Here is a 17,426-nt window from a genome sequence, read left to right on the forward strand (position 1 = left end):
GTTTATACGAGCCCGGCCGGGGCGGGGCGCCGCCCGCGGACGGGGCCCGTGCGGCGGGTGACCGGGGGACGGGCGCCGGCCGCACGGGCCCGGGAAGTGCGGGGCGTCCGCGGAGTCCGGGGAGCCCGGGGAGTCCGGGGAGTCCGGGGCTAGCCGATCAGCCCCTCCAGCAGCTCGAAGGCCTGCTCCTGGGACGTCCCGACCCCGCCGTCCCGGGCCTCCTCGTACTCGGCGTCGCCCATCAGCTCCCGCAGGACGGCCTCCGTGCGCGCCCGCTCGGACCGGTCCAGGTAGCCGCCCTTGGGGCCGTTCAGCCCGCCGTGCGCGCCGATCAGCACCGCCGCCGCCCGGGCCCGCTCCAGGTCCCCGTCGCGCCGGGCGAAGCTGCACAGCACCGCCGTCACCGCGGGCACCACCATGACCGTCATGTGCTCGGCGAAGCCGCTCGCCGCCGTCACCGCCCGCAGCTGCCGCCAGCCGTCGCGCAGCAGCTCGAACCCCGCCTCCGGATCGCCGGCCCGGGCCGTGATCCAGCCCCGGGCGCTCAGCAGCATCCCGGTCACCAGGCTCGGCGCGAAGCCGCCGACCCGGACCGTGTCCAGCTCGTCCAGCTCGGCCATCGCCAGCTCGAACTCGCCGCGCTGGGCGTGCAGGCCGCAGAGCGTCAGGTGGCCGAACATCAGGGCCCCGGTGGTGGACTGGTTGAGGCCCGGGGTCTCGATCGAGGCCAGCGCCTCCCGGACGACCCGCTCGCCGCGGTCCATGTCGTGCTCCAGCAGGGCGGTGCCCAGGTTCACCCGCAGGATCGGCACCTCCAGCGGCGCCCCCAGCTCCTCGACCAGCCCGATCGCCCGCTCGTACGCCTCCGCGGCGGCCGCGGAATCGCCCCGGTTGGCCAGCGACTCGCCGTGCGCCGCCAGCGCCTGGGAGATCCCCCAGAGGTCGCCCGCCTGCTCGTACAGCTCCAGCGAGCGCTTGCCGTCCACGATGCTCTGCTCCGCGCCGCTCGGCCAGTCGTTCAGCATCCTGGCCCGCACCTGCAGGATGAACGCCAGGTCGCTCGGCCCGCCGTACCGCTCGCAGCCGAGCACGGCGTCGTCCAGCAGGTCCTTCATCACCTCCAGGCGGCCGGCCAGGAACGCGCCGAACACCCGCATCAGCGCCGGGAAACGGTAGGACTGCGGCAGGTCCGGGGTGTAGGCGTCCATCAGCCGCTGGGCGACCTCGACCGCCTCCGGGTCGCCGAGGACGTCCAGGTTGCCCTCGAACAGCCCGATCAGCCGGAACATCGCGAGCAGCCGGCGGGCCTCCTCGACCACCGGCGCGGACAGCGGCAGCTCGTACGCGAACACGCTGTGCTCCAGCGGCACCGCCCGCGGGGCGTCCGGGCCGAACGGGTCCGGGCCGAGCGCGCCGACCGCGGTGTACCAGGTGCGCGCCTCCATGCTGTAGCCGCGCAGCGACCAGTACCAGCTCATGCCGAGGGCGAGCAGCAGCGCCTGGTCCTCGTCCCGCAGGTCGATCGCCCGGCGCAGCGCCGCGCGGATGTTGTCCTGCTCGCGCTCCAGCACCGCCAGCCAGTGCAGCTGCCGGGGGCCGTGGATCTGCGCTTCCGCGACCGCGATCATGGTGCGGAAGTGCGCCAGGTGACGGGCCTCGGTGGCGGCGCGCTCGGCGGCGGACGCGGCCAGGCGCTCGGTCGCGTACTCGTGGATGGTCTCCAGCATCCGGTAGCGCGGCAGGCTGGCCCCGTCCAGGTCGGCCACCAGCAGGGACTTGTCGACCAGCGACAGCAGCAGGTCCGCGACGTCGCCGGTGGCCACCTCGACGCCGTCGGCGCAGACCGCCTCGGCGTCCTCCAGCTGCCAGCCGCCCGCGAACACCGCGAGCCGGCGCAGCACCGCCCGCTCCCGCTTGCCCAGCAGGTCCCAGCTCCAGTCCACCACCGCGCGCAGCGTCTGCTGGCGCGGCAGCAGGGTGCGGCTGCCCGCGGTGAGCAGCGCGAACCGGCCGTCCAGCCGGTCGGCTATCTGGCGCGCCGTCATCACCCGCAGCCGGGCGGCGGCCAGTTCGATGGCCAGCGGCAGTCCGTCCAGCCGGCGGCAGATCTCGGCGCAGGCCTCCGGGTCGCCCTGCGGGTCGAAGCCGGGACGGGCGGCTGCCGCGCGCTCGACGAACAGCCGCAGCGCGACCGGGTCGGGCAGCGGCTCCACCGGCAGCACCGTCTCCCCCGGCACGCCCAGCGGCTCGCGGCTGGTGGCGAGCACCGTCAGCCCGGGGCACTCGGCGAGCAGGACGTCGGCGAGGTCGGCGGCCGCCTGGATCAGGTGCTCGCAGTTGTCCAGGACGAGCAGCATCCGGCGGTGGCCGCAGTGCTCGACCAGCCGGCGCACCGGGTCCTCGGCCCGCTTCTCGATCACCTCGGCGACCATGCTGGTGCTGTGCAGCACGATCTCGCGCAGGCCGAGCGCCGAGACCACGGCGGCGGGCACCGCGTCCGGGCTCTCCAGCGGGGCGAGTTCGGCCACCCAGACGCCGTCCGGCCAGCCTCCGGCGGACTGCTCGGCGCGGCCGGCCTCGGTCGAGAGGCTGGTCTTGCCGGAGCCGCCGGGGCCGGTCAGGGTCACCAGCCGACGGTCCGTCAGCATCGCGCGCAGCGCGGCGAGATCGTCCTCGCGGCCGACGAAGCTGGTCAGCCGGCCGCGCAGGTTGCCGCCGGGGCGCGGGAGTTGGGGCGCCGCGGGGGCGGAGGCGGTGACGGGGGCGGGATCCGGGTTCCGCTCCCCCTGGGCCGCCGGGGCCTTCGGGGTCGTCGGGGCCGTCGGGGCCACCGGGCCCGTCAGCTCCGTCGGGTCCGTCGGAGCGAGCAACTCGGCGTACAGGGAACGGAGTCCGCGCCCCGGGTCGACGCCGAGCTCGTCGGCCAGGGCGCGCCTGGTCCGCTCGTAGTGGCGCAGCGCCTCGGCCGTCCGCCCGCTCTCGTGCAGCGCCCGGATCATCAGCAGCTGCAACGGCTCGTCCAGCGGCTGCCGTTCGCACAGCTCGGCCAGCTCGGCGATCAGCTCGGCGGCCCGGCCGAGGCCGAGGTCCGCGGTGATCCGGTGGCGCCGGGCCTCCTCGTGCTGGGCCTCCAGCCGGACGGCCGGGCCGGTGCGGTCCGGCAGGTCGGCGAGCGCGGGGCCGCGCCACAGGGCCAGGGCGGCGCACAGCCGCTCGGCCGCGAGCGCGTGGTCCCCGGCGTCCAGGGCGCGGCGGCCCTCACCGGTCAGCCGCTGGAAGTCGGCGAGGTCGGTGGCCGGGCCGGTCAGCCAGTACCCGGCCGGGCCGGAGCCGACCTCGTCCCGGCCGATGGTGCGGCGCAGCCGGCCGACCAGGGTCTGGAGCGCGGCGGAGGAGTCCTGCGGCGGCTCGGCCTCCCACACCTCGTCCACCAGCAGGTCGGCCGGCACCGGCCGGCCCTGCCGCAGGGCCAGGGCGGTGAGCAGGGCCCGCAGCCGGGCGCCGCCGATCGCTACCGGCGTGCCGTCGTCGTGGTGGGCCGTCGTCGTCCCGAGGATGCCGTAGTGCACCGCACCATTCTGGTCGATGCCCGGGGGAAGGGCCGCACAATTGTGCTGGGCCCCTCCCGGCCCCGGCACGTAGGGTGGAACGCCACCGCGCGCCCGGACGTTCACCCGGGACGGCTTGTCCGGTCACCGGCCCGCCCGGCATGATCGACCCGCCCGCGCCCGCCCGCCTTCCCCTCCCCACGGAGCACCCAGACCATGACCTTCGCCGCCACGCCGCGCTCCCGCAGCGAGGACCGCCGGATCAGCCCGGTGTTCTGGGCGCTCCTCGCCGTCCTCGGCACCTCCGGCTGGGCGGTGTACCAGGGTTACGGCAACGCCTCGTTCGGGGTGTTCCTGTTCGTGGTCGCGGGCTGGATGGTCTCCCTCTGCCTGCACGAGTACGCCCACGCGCGCACCGCGCTGCACGGCGGCGACATCACCGTCGGGGCCAAGGGCTACCTCACGCTCAACCCGCTGAAGTACGCCAACGTGCTGCTCAGCTTCGTGCTGCCGATCGTCTTCGTGATCCTCGGCGGCATCGGCCTGCCCGGCGGCTCGGTCTGGATCGAGCGGCACCGCGTCCAGGGCCGGCTCAAGCACAGCCTGATCTCGGCGGCCGGCCCGCTGGTCAACCTGCTCATCGCGGCGGCGCTGCTGATCCCGATCGGCGCGGGCTGGCTGGACGACCCGACCGTGCACGCGTTCTGGAACGGCTACGAGCTGACCATCTCGCCGTTCTCCGGCGCGCTGGGCTTCCTCGGCTTCCTCCAGCTGAGCGCCGCCGTGCTGAACCTGCTGCCGGTGCCCGGACTGGACGGCTACGGGATCGTCGAACCCTGGCTGTCCTACAAGACCCGGCGCGCGGTCGAGCCGTTCGCGCCGTACGGGATGCTCGCGGTGTTCGCGCTGCTGTGGCAGCCCCAGGTGAACCAGTTCTTCTTCGGGATCGTCCACGGCCTGATGAACCTGTTCGGCGTGGACCAGGACTACGCCACGCTCGGCCGGTACCTGTTCAGCTTCTGGAAGAACTAGCTCCTCCGGCGGACCGCGGGCGGGGCAGGGCCTCAGCCCTGCTCGGCGGCCGCCGCGGCGATCCGGGCCCGGCGGCGGTCCATCCACAGCACGTTGCTGGCCACGCCGGCCAGCGGCAGCCAGATCAGGCCCAGCCAGAAGCCCTGGACCAGCGAGACCACCAGGGCCACGAGCGCGAGGACGACGGCGGCCAGGGCGAAGAGGGACGTGCGAGGCATGGCGGGAGGCTCCTAGAACGGGTGCGGGCGGCCGGGTCACGGCCGCCACCCATTGTCGCCGACCTCACCTCCGGAGCCGGTCCAGGGGTGAGGTCGACACGGCCCGTGCCGGTCAGACGTCGGTGATCCGCAGGCCCGCGTGGGCCTTGTAGCGGCGGTTGACCGAGATCAGATTGGCGACCAGCGACTCCACCTGGTGGGCGTTGCGCAGCCGGCCCGCGTAGATGCCGCGCATCCCGGGGATGCGGCCGGCCAGGCCCCGCACGACGTCGGTGGCGTCCCGGTCGTCGCCGAGCACCATGACGTCGGTGTCGATGCTCTCCACCGACTCGTCCTGGAGCAGCACCGCCGAGAGGTGGTGGAACGCGGCGGTGACCCGGGAGTCCGGCAGCAGGGCGGCGGCCTGCTCGGCGGCGCTGCCCTCCTCCGGCTTCAGCGCGTACGCGCCCTGCTTGTCGAAGCCCAGCGGGTTGACGCAGTCGACGACGATCTTGCCCGTGAGCTCCTCGCGCAACGCGGTCAGGGTGGCGGCGTGGCCGTCCCACGGGACCGCGATGATCACCACGTCGCTCTCCCGGGCGACGGCGGCGTTGTCGGCGCCGCGCACGCCGAGGCCCAGCTCGGCCGCCGAGGCCTCCGCGCGGGCGGCGTCACGGGAGCCGATGAGCACCTGCTGGCCGGCCTTGGCCAGCCGCAGGGCCAGTCCCCGCCCCTGGTCGCCGGTGCCGCCGAGGACACCGACCACCAGCTGCGAGACGTCCGGCACCTCGTGGGCCGGGTTTGTCGCTGAATCGAGGGAAGTCATGGGCCGATCCTGCCAAATCCCCGGCCCGGCGGGACATCCTGGCCCGCATGGACGCGGTGAGAGTTTCGGCACTCCGGGAACGGCTGACGGGAACGGGCTGGCTGGAGGCGGTCGGCGGCTTCGCCGGGGCGCTGCGCCGCTCGGTGGAACGGCGCGGGGCGAGCGGGCTGCTGCTGGTCGGCACCGAGGCGTACGAGCCCTGGCACCTGGCCGCCCACCTGGACGACGAGGCCGCGTGGTCGGACGTCCCCCGGCTGGCGCCCACCCTGCTGCGGCACAGCCCGCCGGCCGGCGCCCCCGCCCACCTGCTGCACGACCTGCGACGGCTCACCGGGGCCGGGCGCGGCGACACCGTGCTGGTGGTGGTCCCGGAGGCGGCCGGCGCCCCGCTGCTGGAGCGGGTGCAGGACGCCCGGCGGCGCGGCGCGACCGTGCTCGCGCTGGACGGCGGCGCCCCGGCCGGGCCCGGGACGGCCGGCGGCCCCGGCGGCCTCGGCGAGCTCGCGCACGAGCGGCTGGCCGTCGGCACCGCCGCCGAGGGGCCCTTCGACCTCGCCCAGCACCTGGTCAGCGTCGCCGCCGGGCAGCGGACCCACCGCCGCTCCGTCCGGGACCGGCTCGCCCGACTCGCCGAACGGCTGACCTCGACGCCCGCGATCAGCCGCTGGTGAACCGGGCGCCCGAGCCACCGGTGCGCGTGCTCCGACCGCCGACGGACCGAAAACCCTTTGCGGAAGCGGTGACCGCCGTCCGAGGATGACGGTTCGTGAACGTCGACGAACCCCCGCATCCCGCCGTGCCCGGGCGCGCCCGGAGGCTGCTGCGATCGCTGGCACCCGACCTGGCACCCTGGCGTGCCTCCCGCGACTTCCGCTACCTGTGGACCTCCGGCTGCGTCACCAGCTTCGGCGGCTTCCTGACCCTCGTCGCCGTACCGATGCAGATCAAGGAGCTCACCGGCTCCTCCTTCGCGGTCGGCCTGATCGGCGCCGTCGAACTCGTCCCGCTGATCGTCTTCGGTCTCTGGGGCGGCGCCCTCGCCGACGCCCTGGACCGCCGGAAGCTGGTGCTGCGGGCGGAGGTCGCGCTCGGCCTGCTGGCCGGGCTGCTGCTGGTCAACGCCCTGCTGCCGCACCCGCTGCTCTGGCCGATCTACCTGGTCGCCGCACTGGTCGCGGCCGCCGACGGCATCCAGCGCCCGGCGCTGGACTCGCTCCTGCCCCGGCTCGTCCCGCACCAGCACCTGACCGCCGCGTTCGCCCTCAGGTCGCTGTACCACAACGCCGCTTCGGTGGCCGGTCCGGCGCTGGCCGGGGTCGTGGTGGCCTTCGCCGGGGTGCAGACCGCGTACGCGCTGGACGTCCTCACCTTCGCGGTCTCGCTGCTGCTGCTCGTCCGGATCAAGGCGGTGCCGCCGCCCACCGGCGCCGAACGGCCGTCCGTCCGGGCGGTGCTGACCGGCGTCCGCTACGCGTGGAGCCGCAAGGACCTGCTCGGCACCTACGCGATCGACCTCTGCGCCATGCTGTTCGCCTACCCGGTGGCCGTCTTCCCGTTCCTGGCCTCGGAGTTGGGGGCGGACTGGGCGCTCGGCCCGATGTACGCCGCCTCCGCCCTGGGCGCCCTGCTGGTCGGCGCCACCAGCGGCTGGACCTCCCGCGTCCACCGGCACGGGCGGCTGCTGGTGGCCGCCGCCGTCGGCTGGGGCGCGGCGATGGCGCTCGCCGGACTGACCGAGCACATCGGGCTGGTGCTGCTCGGCCTGGCGCTGGCCGGCGGCGCCGACGAGATCAGCGGGCTCGCCCGCTCGACCATGTGGAACCAGTCCATCCCCGACGAGTTGCGCGGGCGGATGGCCGGCGTCGAACTGCTCAGCTACTCCGTCGGCCCGCAGCTCGGCCAGGTCCGGGCCGGCACCATGGCCGGGCTGATCGGCGTGCGCGCCGCCGTCTGGGCCGGCGGTGTCGCCTGCGTGGTCGCCGTGCTCGCGGTCGCCGCCGCCCTCCCGAAGCTGCTCGGCTACGACGACCGCACCGACCCCCACGCCGCCGCCGTCCGCGCCGAGCACGAACGCACCGAACGGGAGGCCGCCCCGACGGCGTGACGAGCCACCGGGCGGGCTACTCGGCGTCGTCCTTCGGCTTGTCGCTCCAGCGCGGGTCGTTCTGCCACTCGCGGTTGCGCTCGTCGGCGATGCGCAGCGCCTGGGCGGCCTCCTCGGGGGTGGCGTACGGGCCCAGGCGGTCCTTCGCCGGGCACTCCGGGCCCTCTTCGACCTTGTTGTGCTTGATGCAGTAGAACCACTCGCCGGGTTTGCCGGTCGGCTTGCGGTTGAATCCGAGGGGCATGGCGCTCTCCCGTTCAGAAGGCCAGAAGGATGGGTCGGTACCGATCATTCCCCGCCCCGGCCCGGGCCGCACACCCCCCGGGGCCCCGGGGACCGGCGACTAGACTCGCGGCATGGCTCTCGTACCCGGCATCCAGTCCCCCACCCGCAAGGTCCCGGCGCACATCGCGCGCCCCGAGTACGTCGGCAAGTCCGCGCCGACGCCGTACACCGGGCCCGAGGTGCAGACCGCCGAGACGATCGAGAAGATGCGGATCGCGAGCGGGATCGCCGCCCGGGCGATGGAGGAGGCGGCCAAGCTGATCGCCCCCGGCGTCACCACCGACGCGCTGGACGCCGTCGCCCACGCCTACATGTGCGACCACGGCGCCTACCCGTCCGACCTCGGCTACCGGGGCTTCCCCAAGTCCGTCTGCACCTCGATCAACGAGGTGATCTGCCACGGCATCCCGGACTCGACGGTGCTCCAGGACGGCGACATCGTCAACATCGACGCCACCGCGTACATCCACGGGGTGCACGGCGACCTCAACGCCACCTACCTGGTCGGCGACGTGGACGAGGAGTCCCGGCTGCTGGTCGAGCGCACCCGGGAATCCCTCGCCCGGGCGATCAAGGCGGTCAAGCCGGGTCGTCAGATCAACGTCATCGGGCGGGTCATCGAGTCCTACGCCAAGCGCTTCGGGTACGGCGTGGTGCGGGACTTCACCGGACACGGCATCAACACGTCGTTCCACTCCGGCCTGATCATCCCGCACTACGACAGCGAGCGGGCCACCGAGGTGATCAAGCCGGGCATGACCTTCACCATCGAGCCGATGCTGACCCTGGGCACCTACGACTACGAGATCTGGGAGGACGGCTGGACGGTCGTCACCAAGGACCGCAAGCGCACCGCCCAGTTCGAGCACACCCTGGTGGTCACGGCGGACGGCGCGGAGATCCTCACCCTGCCGTGACCGGCGTCGCCGGCGTGACCCGCGCCGCCCGGTGGGCGCCCTAGCCGATCAGCCACTGCTCCTCGGCGACGGCGCCCACCTCGGTGCAGGCGTCGGTGAGCACGTCCAGCACCCGCAGCGGGTCCGGCAGCGGCTGCTCGGGCCCGCGCAGCCACCTCACGTGGGAGCCGTCCGGCAGCGCGGCCGGCGGCAGCAGGGTGTACGAGCCGCGGCAGTGCCAGCGCAGGCCGGGGTGCTCGGACATGGTGTCCGGGGTGGAGTCGAGCGCGCTCGGCCACCACTCGTCCTCGTCCTGGGGGGTGCCGCGGGTGGCGGTGAAGAACAGGTAGCGGTCCTCGCCGACGGCGGCGACCGGGCCCTCGACACCCAGAGCGGTCAGCCGCTCCAGCGCCAGCCGTCCGGCCTCCGCCGGGACGTCCAGCACGTCGTGCACCCGGCCGGTGGCGGTGATGAAGTTGGCCTGCGGGTCGCGGGCGAGCCAGCGGGAGAGCTGCTCGGGGTCGGTGGTGGCCTGGGTCTGCCAGGCGAAGGAGACCGGGTGCTGGGCGGGGGCCGGGCAGGCCACCCGGTCGCAGGAGCACCGGTAGCCGGCCGGGTGGGCGGCGGGCGCGAGCGGGAATCCGGCGCGCGCGGCGCCGAGCAGCTGATCGAGTCCGGCGGCCGGGTCGTCGGCGCCCCCCGCCCGCTGACGTTCACGCTTCTGCCACCAGGTCGTCCACCTGCTGCCGGCTTCCATCGGGCCCCTTCCGCGCAACTGCCGTGCCTGGTGCGACACAGCGTTCGACGTACCACTCGACGCAACGCATGGAGCCCCCGACTGCTTCCCGGGGTGCTCGGCCCTGACGTCCGCGCCCTGCCGGCCGTGGACCGGGGTCACCGGGCGGCCGACGCCCGGGTCACGGTACGCAGTCGCGGCAGCACGCTGTCCGCGCCAAATCGGCCGGATGGCGCGCGGATTCGCGCCTCGCCCGGCCCGTACGGGCCCGCTGACCCGGGTGGACCCCGAGGGCGTAACAGGAAGGATAAGGGTGCGGAGGGCCTCCGGATGACCGGGGGCGGTGCCTCTCCGGTCACACTCGCGGTGACGCCCACGGGCGCACCCCGGGCACACTCCCGGCACGCCGCCCGCACGCGACGTCCCGCCCGCCCTCCCGTCCGGGAGCCCCCGGTCGTCCCGGCGCTCCCCCGCCGGCACCCCGTCCGGCGCCCCGGGCGCAGCCCCGGCCCTGGTCCCGGTCCCGGTCCCGGTCCCGGTCCGGCGCGGAGGTGAGACCCTGGGGGGATGAAGAGCGCGGACACCGAATTCGTCGGCGGCCCCCTGGACGGGACGATCCTGCCCATCCCCCTGGGGCCGATGCTCGGCGTGCCCAAGAAGTACAAGGTTCCGGTCCCCGCGCACGGCGAGGCCGCCGCGCGCACACTGGTGTACGTCCGGAGCAAGCAGGTTCGGGGCCTGAGCTGGTTCTGGCGCTACGAGTACGACGAGGCGGCCACCGTCCGCGCCTCCGGCTGACGGGCCGCGCGCCTCGCCGTCGCCCTGCGTCGCCCTGCATTGCCCTTTTCGTTCGCCTCCCGGGGAGGTCGGCATGGCGAGGACGGTTCGGCACCCGAGGAGCCGCTCCCGGGCGGTGGAGCACCACAACCGGCAGGTCGCGGCCGTCACCGGGGTGCTGCTCCTGGTGGTGTGCCTCTACAGCGTGGTCATCGGGCCGAACGCCTGGCTCTGGTTCGGCTGGGCGGTGCTGCTGCTGGTGTCCGTGGCGCTGTTCACGGTCCGGCCGTGAGGCCCATGAGCGCCTGAGGCCCATGAACCCCGCGAGGCCCGCGAGGCCCGCGAGGCCCTTGCGGCCCTCCCCCGGACCGCCCGGGCAGCGGCACCGCCCGTCCCGTTCCCCGGCGGGCTGCCCGCCCCCCCCCCCCGCGGGTTCTTCCCCGGCTCCCCCCGGGCCGGTCAGTCGTCCTCGGCGAGGATGAGGTACAGCTTCTTGCGGGCCTCGGTCAGTACGGTCAGGCCCTTGGCGCGCTGCGCCTCGGTGCCGGTGGCCATGACCTGCCGGATCGCCTGGTCGACGGCGGCGAGTGCCTGGCCGACCTCCTGGACGGCCTCCCAGTCGACCTCCCGGCCGGCCTCCGCCCACGGTTCGGCCGGCCCGGCGTCGGCCTCGGCCCGGCCCGCGTCGGTGAGCGAGACCAGCCGCTTGCCGCCGACCTCCTGCGCGGTGATCAGGCCCTCCTCCTCCAGCAGCTGGAGGTTGGGGTAGATCGACCCCGGGCTGGGCCGCCAGGCCCCTCCGGTCCGCTCGGTGATCTCGGCGATCATCTCGTAGCCGTGCATCGGCCGCTCCTTGAGCAGCGCCAGCAGCGAGGCCCGGACGTCACCGCGCCGGGCCCGGCCGCCGCGCCGGCCGTGCGGGCCTCCGCGCCGGCCGCCGTGGCCGCCGAAGCCGTGCCCGAACGGGCCGCCCGTCGGCCGGCCGGGGCCGCCGCCGCCGAACGGCGGGCCGAACCCGCCGAACGCCTCCCGGCCCTCGACGCCCTCCCCGGGCATCCCCCGGAACTCGGGGCCCGGGCCGCGGCGCCGGCCGCCGCCCGGGCCGCCTCCGCGCGGGCCTTCCCAGCGGAATCGCATTCCTTGACCTTCCGAGCGCATCGCGCCCACCTCCGTCTCCACGGTTCGACGAGGCAGTCGAGTTACTGTCTCGATAGCTCGACGATATATCGGTGACTGTCGCTCGTCAACGGATTCCGACACGCCCACGGAGCACGACGCATCCCCCGTCCAGCCGCTACGGTGGCGGGCATGGCCGCAGAACGAGACCTCGCGACGCTGCTGCGCGCAATGAGCCCGCAGCTCAACCCGGGGCGGTACGTCTACTGCACGCTCCCCGCCCGGGTGCCCGCCGGCATGCGGCCGGTGGTGACCGTCGCCGAACCCGAGGGGGTGACGATGGTGGTCGCCCAGGAGGAGGCGGACGCGCTCGGGCTGCGCTACGAGTACGTGGCGGCCTGGATCACCCTGCGGATCCACTCGGCGCTGGAGGCCGTCGGGCTGACCGCCGCGGTGTCCGGCCGGCTCGCCGAGGAGGGCATCAGCTGCAACGTGGTGGCCGGTTTCCACCACGACCACCTGTTCGTCGCCGCCGACGACGCCGACCGCGCCGTCCGCGCCCTGGAGGACCTCTCCGCCCGCTCCGCCTGAGCCCCCGCCGCTCGCCCCGGGTGGCCGCCGCCGACCGGGCCTTCGACACTGGGAGTCGAGCCGCCCCGCCGGGACGGCCCCACCGGAAGGAGACGGCCGCCATGGCCATCTGCGTCACCTGCGGCAACGACTACTGGCTGGCCTTCGAGATCAAGACGGTCACCGGCGACACCTACACCTTCGACAGCTTCGAGTGCGCGATGGAGAAGCTCGCCCCGCGCTGCGAACAGTGCGACGTGCGCATCGTCGGCCACGGCGTCGAAGTCGCCGGCATGTTCTTCTGCTGCGCCAACTGCGCCCGCGTCAACGGCGGCCTCGGCGACCAGATCCGCGACGCCGTCGGCGCCCGCCCCGCCTGACCCGGCGGGGCCCCGCCGGACGGCGGGGAGGGAAAGGGGCGGAAGAGTCGGCCTGTACGCCGGGTTCTGTCTCCCGGGTTGCTTGCGCGGCCCGGGGAGGCGGCCATCCATCTAGGGCTGCCGTTGCCGACAGCCTCGTGCGGTCCACCCGCGGACTCGGGCGAGCAGCCTTCAAACGTCCGCGCACGGTGCCCGAGGGCACCGATCTTGACCTTGCTCCAGGTGGGGTTTACCTAGCCGGCCGGGTCACCCCGGTCGCTGGTGGTCTCTTACACCACCGTTTCACCCTTACCCACCACGAAAAGCGGTGGGCGGTCTGTTTTCTGTGGCACTGTCCCGCGGGTCACCCCGGGTGGGCGTTACCCACCACCCTGCTCTGTGGAGCCCGGACGTTCCTCGGCGGGTCTGGGACCCGTCGCGACCGCCCGGCCGACTCTTCCGCCGTAGTGGTCATGGTAGCCGCTCGGGCGGCGCCTCCCGTACACCGGACCGGACGGCCGGCGGCTCGGCGCCGAGGCGGGCGGCCACCCGGGCGGCCGTCGCGCTCGCCCAGGCCGTGGTGGTGACCAGGCCCAGGACGAGGACGGCGCCGCCGAGGCCGACCAGGATCCACCAGCCGGCGTGGCTGGCCCGGGCGAAGCCGGTCGCGACCGGCCCGACCACGGCCGAGGCGACGACCGTGCCGATCACCGCCACGCCCAGCGACTGGCCGATCTGACGGCTGGTCGAGGCGACCGCGGCCGCCACGCCCGCCTGGGCGCGCGGCATGCCGGACACCGCGGCGTTGGTGATCGGCGCGTTGACCATGCCGAAGCCGAAGCCGAACAGCCCGTACGCGGCCAGCAGCAGGGCGGGCGGGGAGTCGGCGGCGAGCCGGGTCAGCAGCAGCCCGCTCGCGGCGAGGCCGAGACCGGCCGCGACCAGCGGCAGGCGCGGGCCCCGGCTCGCGACGATCCGCCCGGACAGCGGCGCGCAGACCAGCATCATCCCGGCCATCGGCAGCGTCCACAGGCCGGCCTCGACCGGGCCGTAGTGGCGGACGTCCTGGAGGTAGAGGGTGTTGAGGAAGAGGAAGCCGCCGAGCGCGGCGAAGGCGCAGACCGCGGTGACGGTGGCGCCGGTGAACGGCGCGCTGGCGAAGAACCGGGGGTCCACCAGCGGCTCGGCCACCCGGCGCTCCCAGAGCGGGAAGGCGATCAGCGCGGCCCCGGCGGTGGAGGCCAGCGCGAGGATCAGCGGGGACGTCCAGCCGTTGGCCGGCCCCTCGATGATCGCGGCGGTGCCGCAGCCGAGCAGCACGATCATCAGCAGCTGCCCGACCGGGTCCAGCCGGCGCGGCCGGGGCGCCCGGGACTCGGGCACGAAGCGGGCGGTCAGCGCGATGGCGGCGAGCGCCACCGGGACGTTGATCAGGAAGATCGACGGCCAGCCCGCGCCGTCCACCAGGAAGCCGCCGAGCAGCGGGCCGAGCGCCATCGAGATGCCGACCACGCCGCCCCAGACACCGATCGCCCGGGCCCGCTCCTTCGGGTCGGTGAAGGTGTTGGTGATGATCGACATCGCCACCGGGTTGAGCATCGAACCGCCCACCGCCTGGAGCGCCCGGAACGCCACCAGCCAGCCCAGGCTCGTCGCCTGGCTGCACAGCAGCGAGCCGAGCGCGAAGCAGACCAGCCCGGTCTGGAACACCCGGCGGCGACCGAAGCGGTCGGCCACCGAGCCGAACAGCATCAGCAGCGAGGCCAGCACCAGGGTGTAGGCGTCGATGATCCACTGCAGCCCGGACGCCGGGGCGCCCAGGTCCCGCTGGATCACCGGCAGGGCGATGTTCACCACGGTGTTGTCGAGGCCGACGATGAACAGGCTCAGGCAGCAGATCGCCAGGACGAGCAGACGGCGGCGGGGGCCGGGCGCGGGCCCGGGGGCAGGCACGGGCGCGGCGGCGGCGCGGGGCTGGGGGGCGGGCACGGACCGATCCTCCCACCGCGGGGCGGCCCGGGGCGGGTTGGCGGCGCGTCCGGGTGGCGCGTCCGGGTGGCGACGCCCGGGCCTCGCCGCCCCCGGCCGGAGGGGGTGGCACGGCCCGGCGGCCCCGGCGGGGCTCAGCGCCCCAGCAGGGACTTCAGGTCCTTGGCGGCGAGCGCGACCGCGTCGTCGTAGCCCCCGGTGGCGAGCCGGAGCATGAAGGCCACGGCGTCGTCCGGGTGCGGGTCGGTGTACGGCTCGCCGTTGTAGTCCAGGAACAGCAGCATCGCCTCGAAGGCGGTGCGCTTGTTGCGGTCGATCAGGGGGTGGTTGCGGGCCAGGCTCTGGCCGAGGGCCGCCGCCTTGGACCAGAGGTCCGGGTAGGCGTCCTCGCCGAACAGGCTCGCCTGCGGGCGGGCGATCGCCGAGAGCAGGCCGCCGAGGTCGCGGACGGTCTCCGGACCGCCGGCGAGGTAGGTGACGTCGTCGAGGTCCAGGTACTCGGTCACAGGTCCTTGAGCCTCTCCAGCGTCTCCGCGTTGGCGGTGCGGATCCGGGCCACCATGGCCGCCCGGCGCTCGGCCCTGCTCTCCCGACCGGCCTCCCGACCGGCCTCCGGAGCGGTCGGCCCGGTGAGCGCCCTGGGGACGTCGGACTGGCGGACCTCGAAGGCGAGTTCGGCGGTGTCCGCGCCGTCCGGCGCCCCGGTCACCCGCACCCGCCCGGCCATCACCGCCTGCGCGGCCGCCCGCAGCGCGAACTCCAGCGCGGTCCGGGTCTCGGCCGGCAGGCCGGCGGGCAGGCGCACGGACAGGGACTCCTCCACGGCGTCGTCGTCGCCGGGCACCAGGTCCAGGGGTCGCAGGGTCATCGCACTCACTCTCCTCGCCGCTCACCGTACTGGTGAACGCCCGGGTGCCCCACCGAATTGCCGGCCGCGCCCGCCCGCCCGCTGCGGGGCCGGGGCAAGGGGGCGGTCGCGAGGGCGGGGTCCGTACGGCGGGCGCAGTAGGGTTGCGGGGTTCGTGTGCCACAGATCGTCGAGGAGTCCGCTGTGCTGGTGCTGTTGCCGCCCTCGGAGGGCAAGGCCGGATCCGGGGACGGCGGGCCGGTGGCGCTGGAGCGGCTGTCGCTGCCCGGGCTGACGGCGGCGCGCGGCGCGGTACTGGACGCGCTGGTGCGCCTGTGCCGGGGCGACGAGGACACCGCCGCCGAGGTGCTCGGTCTCTCCCCCGGCCTGCGCGGCGAGATCGCCAAGAACGCCGGACTGCCGACGGCCGGGGCCCGCCCGGCGGGCGAGGTGTACACCGGGGTGCTGTTCGACAACCTCGGCCTGGCCACCCTGGACGCCGCCGCGTACGACCGGGCCGAGCGCTCGCTGCTGGTCTTCTCCGGCCTCTGGGGCGCCGTGCGGATCTCCGACCGGATCCCGTCCTACCGCTGCTCGATGGGCGTGAAGCTCCCGGAGCTGGGGGCGCTCGGCACGTACTGGCGGAGCGTGACGGCCCCCGTGCTCCCGGAGGTCGCGGACGGGCTGGTGCTGGACCTGCGCAGCTCCGCGTACGCGGCGGCGTGGAAGCCGGCCGGCGAGGTGGCCTCCCGGACCGCGACCGTCCGGGTGCTCCAGGAGCGCGACGGCAAGCGCACCGTGGTCAGCCACTTCAACAAGGCGACCAAGGGCCGGATCGTCCGGGACCTGCTGCTCGCCGGGGCCGAGCCGAAGACCCCCGGCGAGCTGATGGACGCGCTGCTGGAGCTGGGCCACCAGGTCGAGCTCGCGGCGGAGGGCACGGCGCGCAAGCCGTGGCAGCTGGACGTGGTGGTCACGGACGTGCACTGAGCACGTCCGTGACCGGCCGGTCAGCGCAGGTGCGAGGTGTCGTTGAGCAGCCGCAGCGAGGCGTTGCCGTCCGCGTAGTACTGGACGGCGCAGATCGAGGCGGCGGACAGCTCCATCCGGTACATGGAGTCCGGCGGGGCGCCGAGCGCCAGCCGGACCAGGGTCTTGATCGGGCTGACGTGCGAGACCACCAGGACCGTCTTCCCCGCGTACCGGGCGAGGATCTTGTCCCGGGCGACGCCGGCCCGGTGGGTGAGCGTGGTGAAGCTCTCGCCGCTGCCGGTCGGCCTGGCCTTGGCGGAGCCGAGCCAGGCGGTCAGGTCGTCCGGGTACCGCTCCCGCACCTCGGCGAAGGTCAGGCCCTCCCAGTCGCCGAAGTCGACCTCGCGCAGCCCGTCCTCGTACCGGACCTCCAGGCCGAGCCGGGCGGCGACGGTCTCGGCGGTCTGCCGGGTGCGGCGCATCGGGGAGGCGACGACCGCCTGGACGCTGCCGCGCGCGGCCAGCGCCTCGGCGGCCCGCTCGGCCTGCCAGCGGCCCTTGTCGGAGAGCTCCGGGTCGCTGCCGCCGCTGCCGGAGAAGCGCTTCTCCGGGGTGAGCGGGGTCTCGCCGTGGCGCAGCAGGACGAAGGTGGTGGGGGTGCCGAGGTCGGCCGGGGCCGCCCAGCCGGCCTTGGGCGCGGCGGTCTCCAGCGGGGGTTCCTCGACGGCGGCCGCCGGCTTGCGGGGCTCCCACTGGCGCCCGGCCTTGCCCGCGTCCATCGCCTCGTTGGCCAGCCGGTCGGCGTCCTTGTTCCGCTCGCGCGGGATCCAGGTGTACGTGACCCGGGCGCGCGGGAAGACGGTGCGCGCCTCGGCGGCGAGCGGCTGCATGTCGGGGTGCTTGATCTTCCAGCGCCCGGACATCTGCTCGACGACCAGCTTGGAGTCCATCCGGACGTCCACCGAGGCGTCCGGGTCCAGCTCGCGGGCCGCCTTGAGCCCGGCGATCAGGCCCTTGTACTCGGCCACGTTGTTGGTGGCGTGGCCGATGAACTCGGCGGCCTCGGCGACGATCTGCCCGGTGTCCCCGTCACGGACCACCGCGCCGTAGCCGGCCGGCCCCGGGTTGCCCCGGGACCCGCCGTCAGCCTCGACGACGAAACGCGCCGCCAC

19 protein-coding genes and 1 other RNA gene are annotated in these 17,426 nt (G+C 74.8%); 9 read left to right on the forward strand and 11 right to left on the reverse strand.

Going from position 1 to position 17,426, the window contains the following annotated elements; translation table 11 throughout:
* Positions 1-149 precede the first annotated feature (149 nt).
* Positions 150-3,569, reverse strand: a complete 3,420-nt coding sequence (locus ACFVHV_RS20360; protein WP_380352516.1) for a BTAD domain-containing putative transcriptional regulator — start codon at positions 3,567-3,569, stop codon at positions 150-152.
* 195 nt (positions 3,570-3,764) lie between these two features.
* Here ACFVHV_RS20360 and ACFVHV_RS20365 point away from each other — a divergent pair, with 195 nt between their 5' ends.
* Positions 3,765-4,580, forward strand: a complete 816-nt coding sequence (locus ACFVHV_RS20365; protein WP_359896926.1) for a site-2 protease family protein — start codon at positions 3,765-3,767, stop codon at positions 4,578-4,580.
* A gap of 32 nt (positions 4,581-4,612) precedes the next feature.
* Here ACFVHV_RS20365 and ACFVHV_RS20370 read toward each other — a convergent pair whose 3' ends face one another.
* Both ACFVHV_RS20370 and npdG read right to left on the reverse strand, forming a co-directional pair.
* On the reverse strand, positions 4,613-4,798 hold the full coding sequence (locus ACFVHV_RS20370) for a hypothetical protein (protein WP_359896925.1): 186 nt from the start codon (positions 4,796-4,798) through the stop codon (positions 4,613-4,615).
* Between the two features lie 112 nt (positions 4,799-4,910).
* Entirely contained in the window at positions 4,911-5,603 is a 693-nt protein-coding gene (gene npdG, locus ACFVHV_RS20375) for an NADPH-dependent F420 reductase (protein ID WP_359896923.1), read from the reverse strand.
* Between the two features lie 47 nt (positions 5,604-5,650).
* Between npdG and ACFVHV_RS20380 the strand changes: the two genes are divergently transcribed.
* The gene (locus ACFVHV_RS20380; RefSeq protein ID WP_359896922.1) at positions 5,651-6,274 is read left to right on the forward strand and encodes a hypothetical protein; all 624 of its coding nucleotides are present in this window, start codon (positions 5,651-5,653) and stop codon (positions 6,272-6,274) included.
* A gap of 95 nt (positions 6,275-6,369) precedes the next feature.
* Positions 6,370-7,707, forward strand: coding sequence for an MFS transporter (locus ACFVHV_RS20385; RefSeq protein ID WP_359896921.1), 1,338 nt, complete (start codon positions 6,370-6,372; stop codon positions 7,705-7,707).
* A gap of 16 nt (positions 7,708-7,723) precedes the next feature.
* Here ACFVHV_RS20385 and ACFVHV_RS20390 read toward each other — a convergent pair whose 3' ends face one another.
* Complete coding sequence (locus ACFVHV_RS20390) at positions 7,724-7,951, reverse strand: hypothetical protein (RefSeq protein ID WP_359896920.1); 228 nt, start codon at positions 7,949-7,951, stop codon at positions 7,724-7,726.
* Between the two features lie 112 nt (positions 7,952-8,063).
* On the opposite strand from ACFVHV_RS20390, the gene map reads away from it, so the two are divergent.
* The gene (gene map, locus ACFVHV_RS20395; RefSeq protein ID WP_359896918.1) at positions 8,064-8,909 is read left to right on the forward strand and encodes a type I methionyl aminopeptidase; all 846 of its coding nucleotides are present in this window, start codon (positions 8,064-8,066) and stop codon (positions 8,907-8,909) included.
* 40 nt (positions 8,910-8,949) lie between these two features.
* Here the strand turns inward: map and ACFVHV_RS20400 are convergent, their stop codons facing one another.
* Complete coding sequence (locus tag ACFVHV_RS20400; protein ID WP_359896917.1) at positions 8,950-9,645, reverse strand: bifunctional DNA primase/polymerase; 696 nt, start codon at positions 9,643-9,645, stop codon at positions 8,950-8,952.
* Positions 9,646-10,191: 546 nt separating this feature from the next.
* Between ACFVHV_RS20400 and ACFVHV_RS20405 the strand changes: the two genes are divergently transcribed.
* Both ACFVHV_RS20405 and ACFVHV_RS20410 read left to right on the forward strand, forming a co-directional pair.
* The gene (locus ACFVHV_RS20405) at positions 10,192-10,422 is read left to right on the forward strand and encodes a hypothetical protein (RefSeq protein ID WP_359896915.1); all 231 of its coding nucleotides are present in this window, start codon (positions 10,192-10,194) and stop codon (positions 10,420-10,422) included.
* Positions 10,423-10,495: 73 nt separating this feature from the next.
* Positions 10,496-10,693, forward strand: coding sequence for a hypothetical protein (locus tag ACFVHV_RS20410; RefSeq protein ID WP_380352519.1), 198 nt, complete (start codon positions 10,496-10,498; stop codon positions 10,691-10,693).
* Positions 10,694-10,860: 167 nt separating this feature from the next.
* Here ACFVHV_RS20410 and ACFVHV_RS20415 read toward each other — a convergent pair whose 3' ends face one another.
* Entirely contained in the window at positions 10,861-11,538 is a 678-nt protein-coding gene (locus tag ACFVHV_RS20415) for a PadR family transcriptional regulator (RefSeq protein WP_380352521.1), read from the reverse strand.
* A gap of 171 nt (positions 11,539-11,709) precedes the next feature.
* Between ACFVHV_RS20415 and ACFVHV_RS20420 the strand changes: the two genes are divergently transcribed.
* Positions 11,710-12,108, forward strand: coding sequence for an ACT domain-containing protein (locus ACFVHV_RS20420; RefSeq protein ID WP_359896909.1), 399 nt, complete (start codon positions 11,710-11,712; stop codon positions 12,106-12,108).
* Between the two features lie 101 nt (positions 12,109-12,209).
* The gene (locus ACFVHV_RS20425) at positions 12,210-12,467 is read left to right on the forward strand and encodes a Prokaryotic metallothionein (protein WP_359896907.1); all 258 of its coding nucleotides are present in this window, start codon (positions 12,210-12,212) and stop codon (positions 12,465-12,467) included.
* 39 nt (positions 12,468-12,506) lie between these two features.
* Here the strand turns inward: ACFVHV_RS20425 and rnpB are convergent.
* The 4 genes from rnpB to ACFVHV_RS20445 all read right to left on the reverse strand — a co-directional run bounded on the left by rnpB (position 12,507) and on the right by ACFVHV_RS20445 (position 15,303).
* Positions 12,507-12,904, reverse strand: an RNA gene (gene rnpB / locus ACFVHV_RS20430) — RNase P RNA component class A.
* 13 nt (positions 12,905-12,917) lie between these two features.
* Positions 12,918-14,399, reverse strand: a complete 1,482-nt coding sequence (locus ACFVHV_RS20435) for a DHA2 family efflux MFS transporter permease subunit (protein WP_359897128.1) — start codon at positions 14,397-14,399, stop codon at positions 12,918-12,920.
* 170 nt (positions 14,400-14,569) lie between these two features.
* Positions 14,570-14,941 (reverse strand): type II toxin-antitoxin system death-on-curing family toxin, encoded by a 372-nt coding sequence (locus tag ACFVHV_RS20440; RefSeq protein ID WP_359896904.1) that lies wholly within the window; start codon positions 14,939-14,941, stop codon positions 14,570-14,572.
* The gene (locus ACFVHV_RS20445) at positions 14,938-15,303 is read right to left on the reverse strand and encodes a hypothetical protein (protein WP_359896902.1); all 366 of its coding nucleotides are present in this window, start codon (positions 15,301-15,303) and stop codon (positions 14,938-14,940) included. Before ACFVHV_RS20445 ends, ACFVHV_RS20440 begins: the two co-directional genes overlap by 4 nt.
* A gap of 183 nt (positions 15,304-15,486) precedes the next feature.
* Here ACFVHV_RS20445 and yaaA point away from each other — a divergent pair, with 183 nt between their 5' ends.
* Entirely contained in the window at positions 15,487-16,272 is a 786-nt protein-coding gene (yaaA, locus tag ACFVHV_RS20450; protein WP_359897126.1) for a peroxide stress protein YaaA, read from the forward strand.
* A gap of 20 nt (positions 16,273-16,292) precedes the next feature.
* On the opposite strand, the gene ACFVHV_RS20455 is transcribed toward yaaA, so the two are convergent.
* Positions 16,293-17,426: a bifunctional RNase H/acid phosphatase gene (locus ACFVHV_RS20455; protein ID WP_359896901.1), complete on the reverse strand. Its 1,134-nt coding sequence runs from the start codon at positions 17,424-17,426 to the stop codon at positions 16,293-16,295.

The organism is Kitasatospora sp. NPDC127116 (genome assembly GCF_042677365.1).
In the GTDB taxonomy this organism is placed as follows: domain Bacteria; phylum Actinomycetota; class Actinomycetes; order Streptomycetales; family Streptomycetaceae; genus Kitasatospora; species Kitasatospora lactacystinica.

Coding starts and splice junctions, on each gene's coding strand:
- ACFVHV_RS20420 (WP_359896909.1), top strand. CDS start 11,710: ATGGCCGCAGAACGAGACCTCGCGACGCTGCTGCGCGCAATGAGCCCG.
- map (WP_359896918.1), top strand. CDS start 8,064: ATGGCTCTCGTACCCGGCATCCAGTCCCCCACCCGCAAGGTCCCGGCG.
- ACFVHV_RS20425 (WP_359896907.1), top strand. CDS start 12,210: ATGGCCATCTGCGTCACCTGCGGCAACGACTACTGGCTGGCCTTCGAG.
- ACFVHV_RS20410 (WP_380352519.1), top strand. CDS start 10,496: ATGGCGAGGACGGTTCGGCACCCGAGGAGCCGCTCCCGGGCGGTGGAG.
- ACFVHV_RS20405 (WP_359896915.1), top strand. CDS start 10,192: ATGAAGAGCGCGGACACCGAATTCGTCGGCGGCCCCCTGGACGGGACG.
- npdG (WP_359896923.1), bottom strand. CDS start 5,603: ATGACTTCCCTCGATTCAGCGACAAACCCGGCCCACGAGGTGCCGGAC.
- ACFVHV_RS20400 (WP_359896917.1), bottom strand. CDS start 9,645: ATGGAAGCCGGCAGCAGGTGGACGACCTGGTGGCAGAAGCGTGAACGT.
- ACFVHV_RS20445 (WP_359896902.1), bottom strand. CDS start 15,303: ATGACCCTGCGACCCCTGGACCTGGTGCCCGGCGACGACGACGCCGTG.
- ACFVHV_RS20415 (WP_380352521.1), bottom strand. CDS start 11,538: ATGCGATTCCGCTGGGAAGGCCCGCGCGGAGGCGGCCCGGGCGGCGGC.
- ACFVHV_RS20365 (WP_359896926.1), top strand. CDS start 3,765: ATGACCTTCGCCGCCACGCCGCGCTCCCGCAGCGAGGACCGCCGGATC.
- ACFVHV_RS20390 (WP_359896920.1), bottom strand. CDS start 7,951: ATGCCCCTCGGATTCAACCGCAAGCCGACCGGCAAACCCGGCGAGTGG.
- ACFVHV_RS20370 (WP_359896925.1), bottom strand. CDS start 4,798: ATGCCTCGCACGTCCCTCTTCGCCCTGGCCGCCGTCGTCCTCGCGCTC.
- ACFVHV_RS20380 (WP_359896922.1), top strand. CDS start 5,651: ATGGACGCGGTGAGAGTTTCGGCACTCCGGGAACGGCTGACGGGAACG.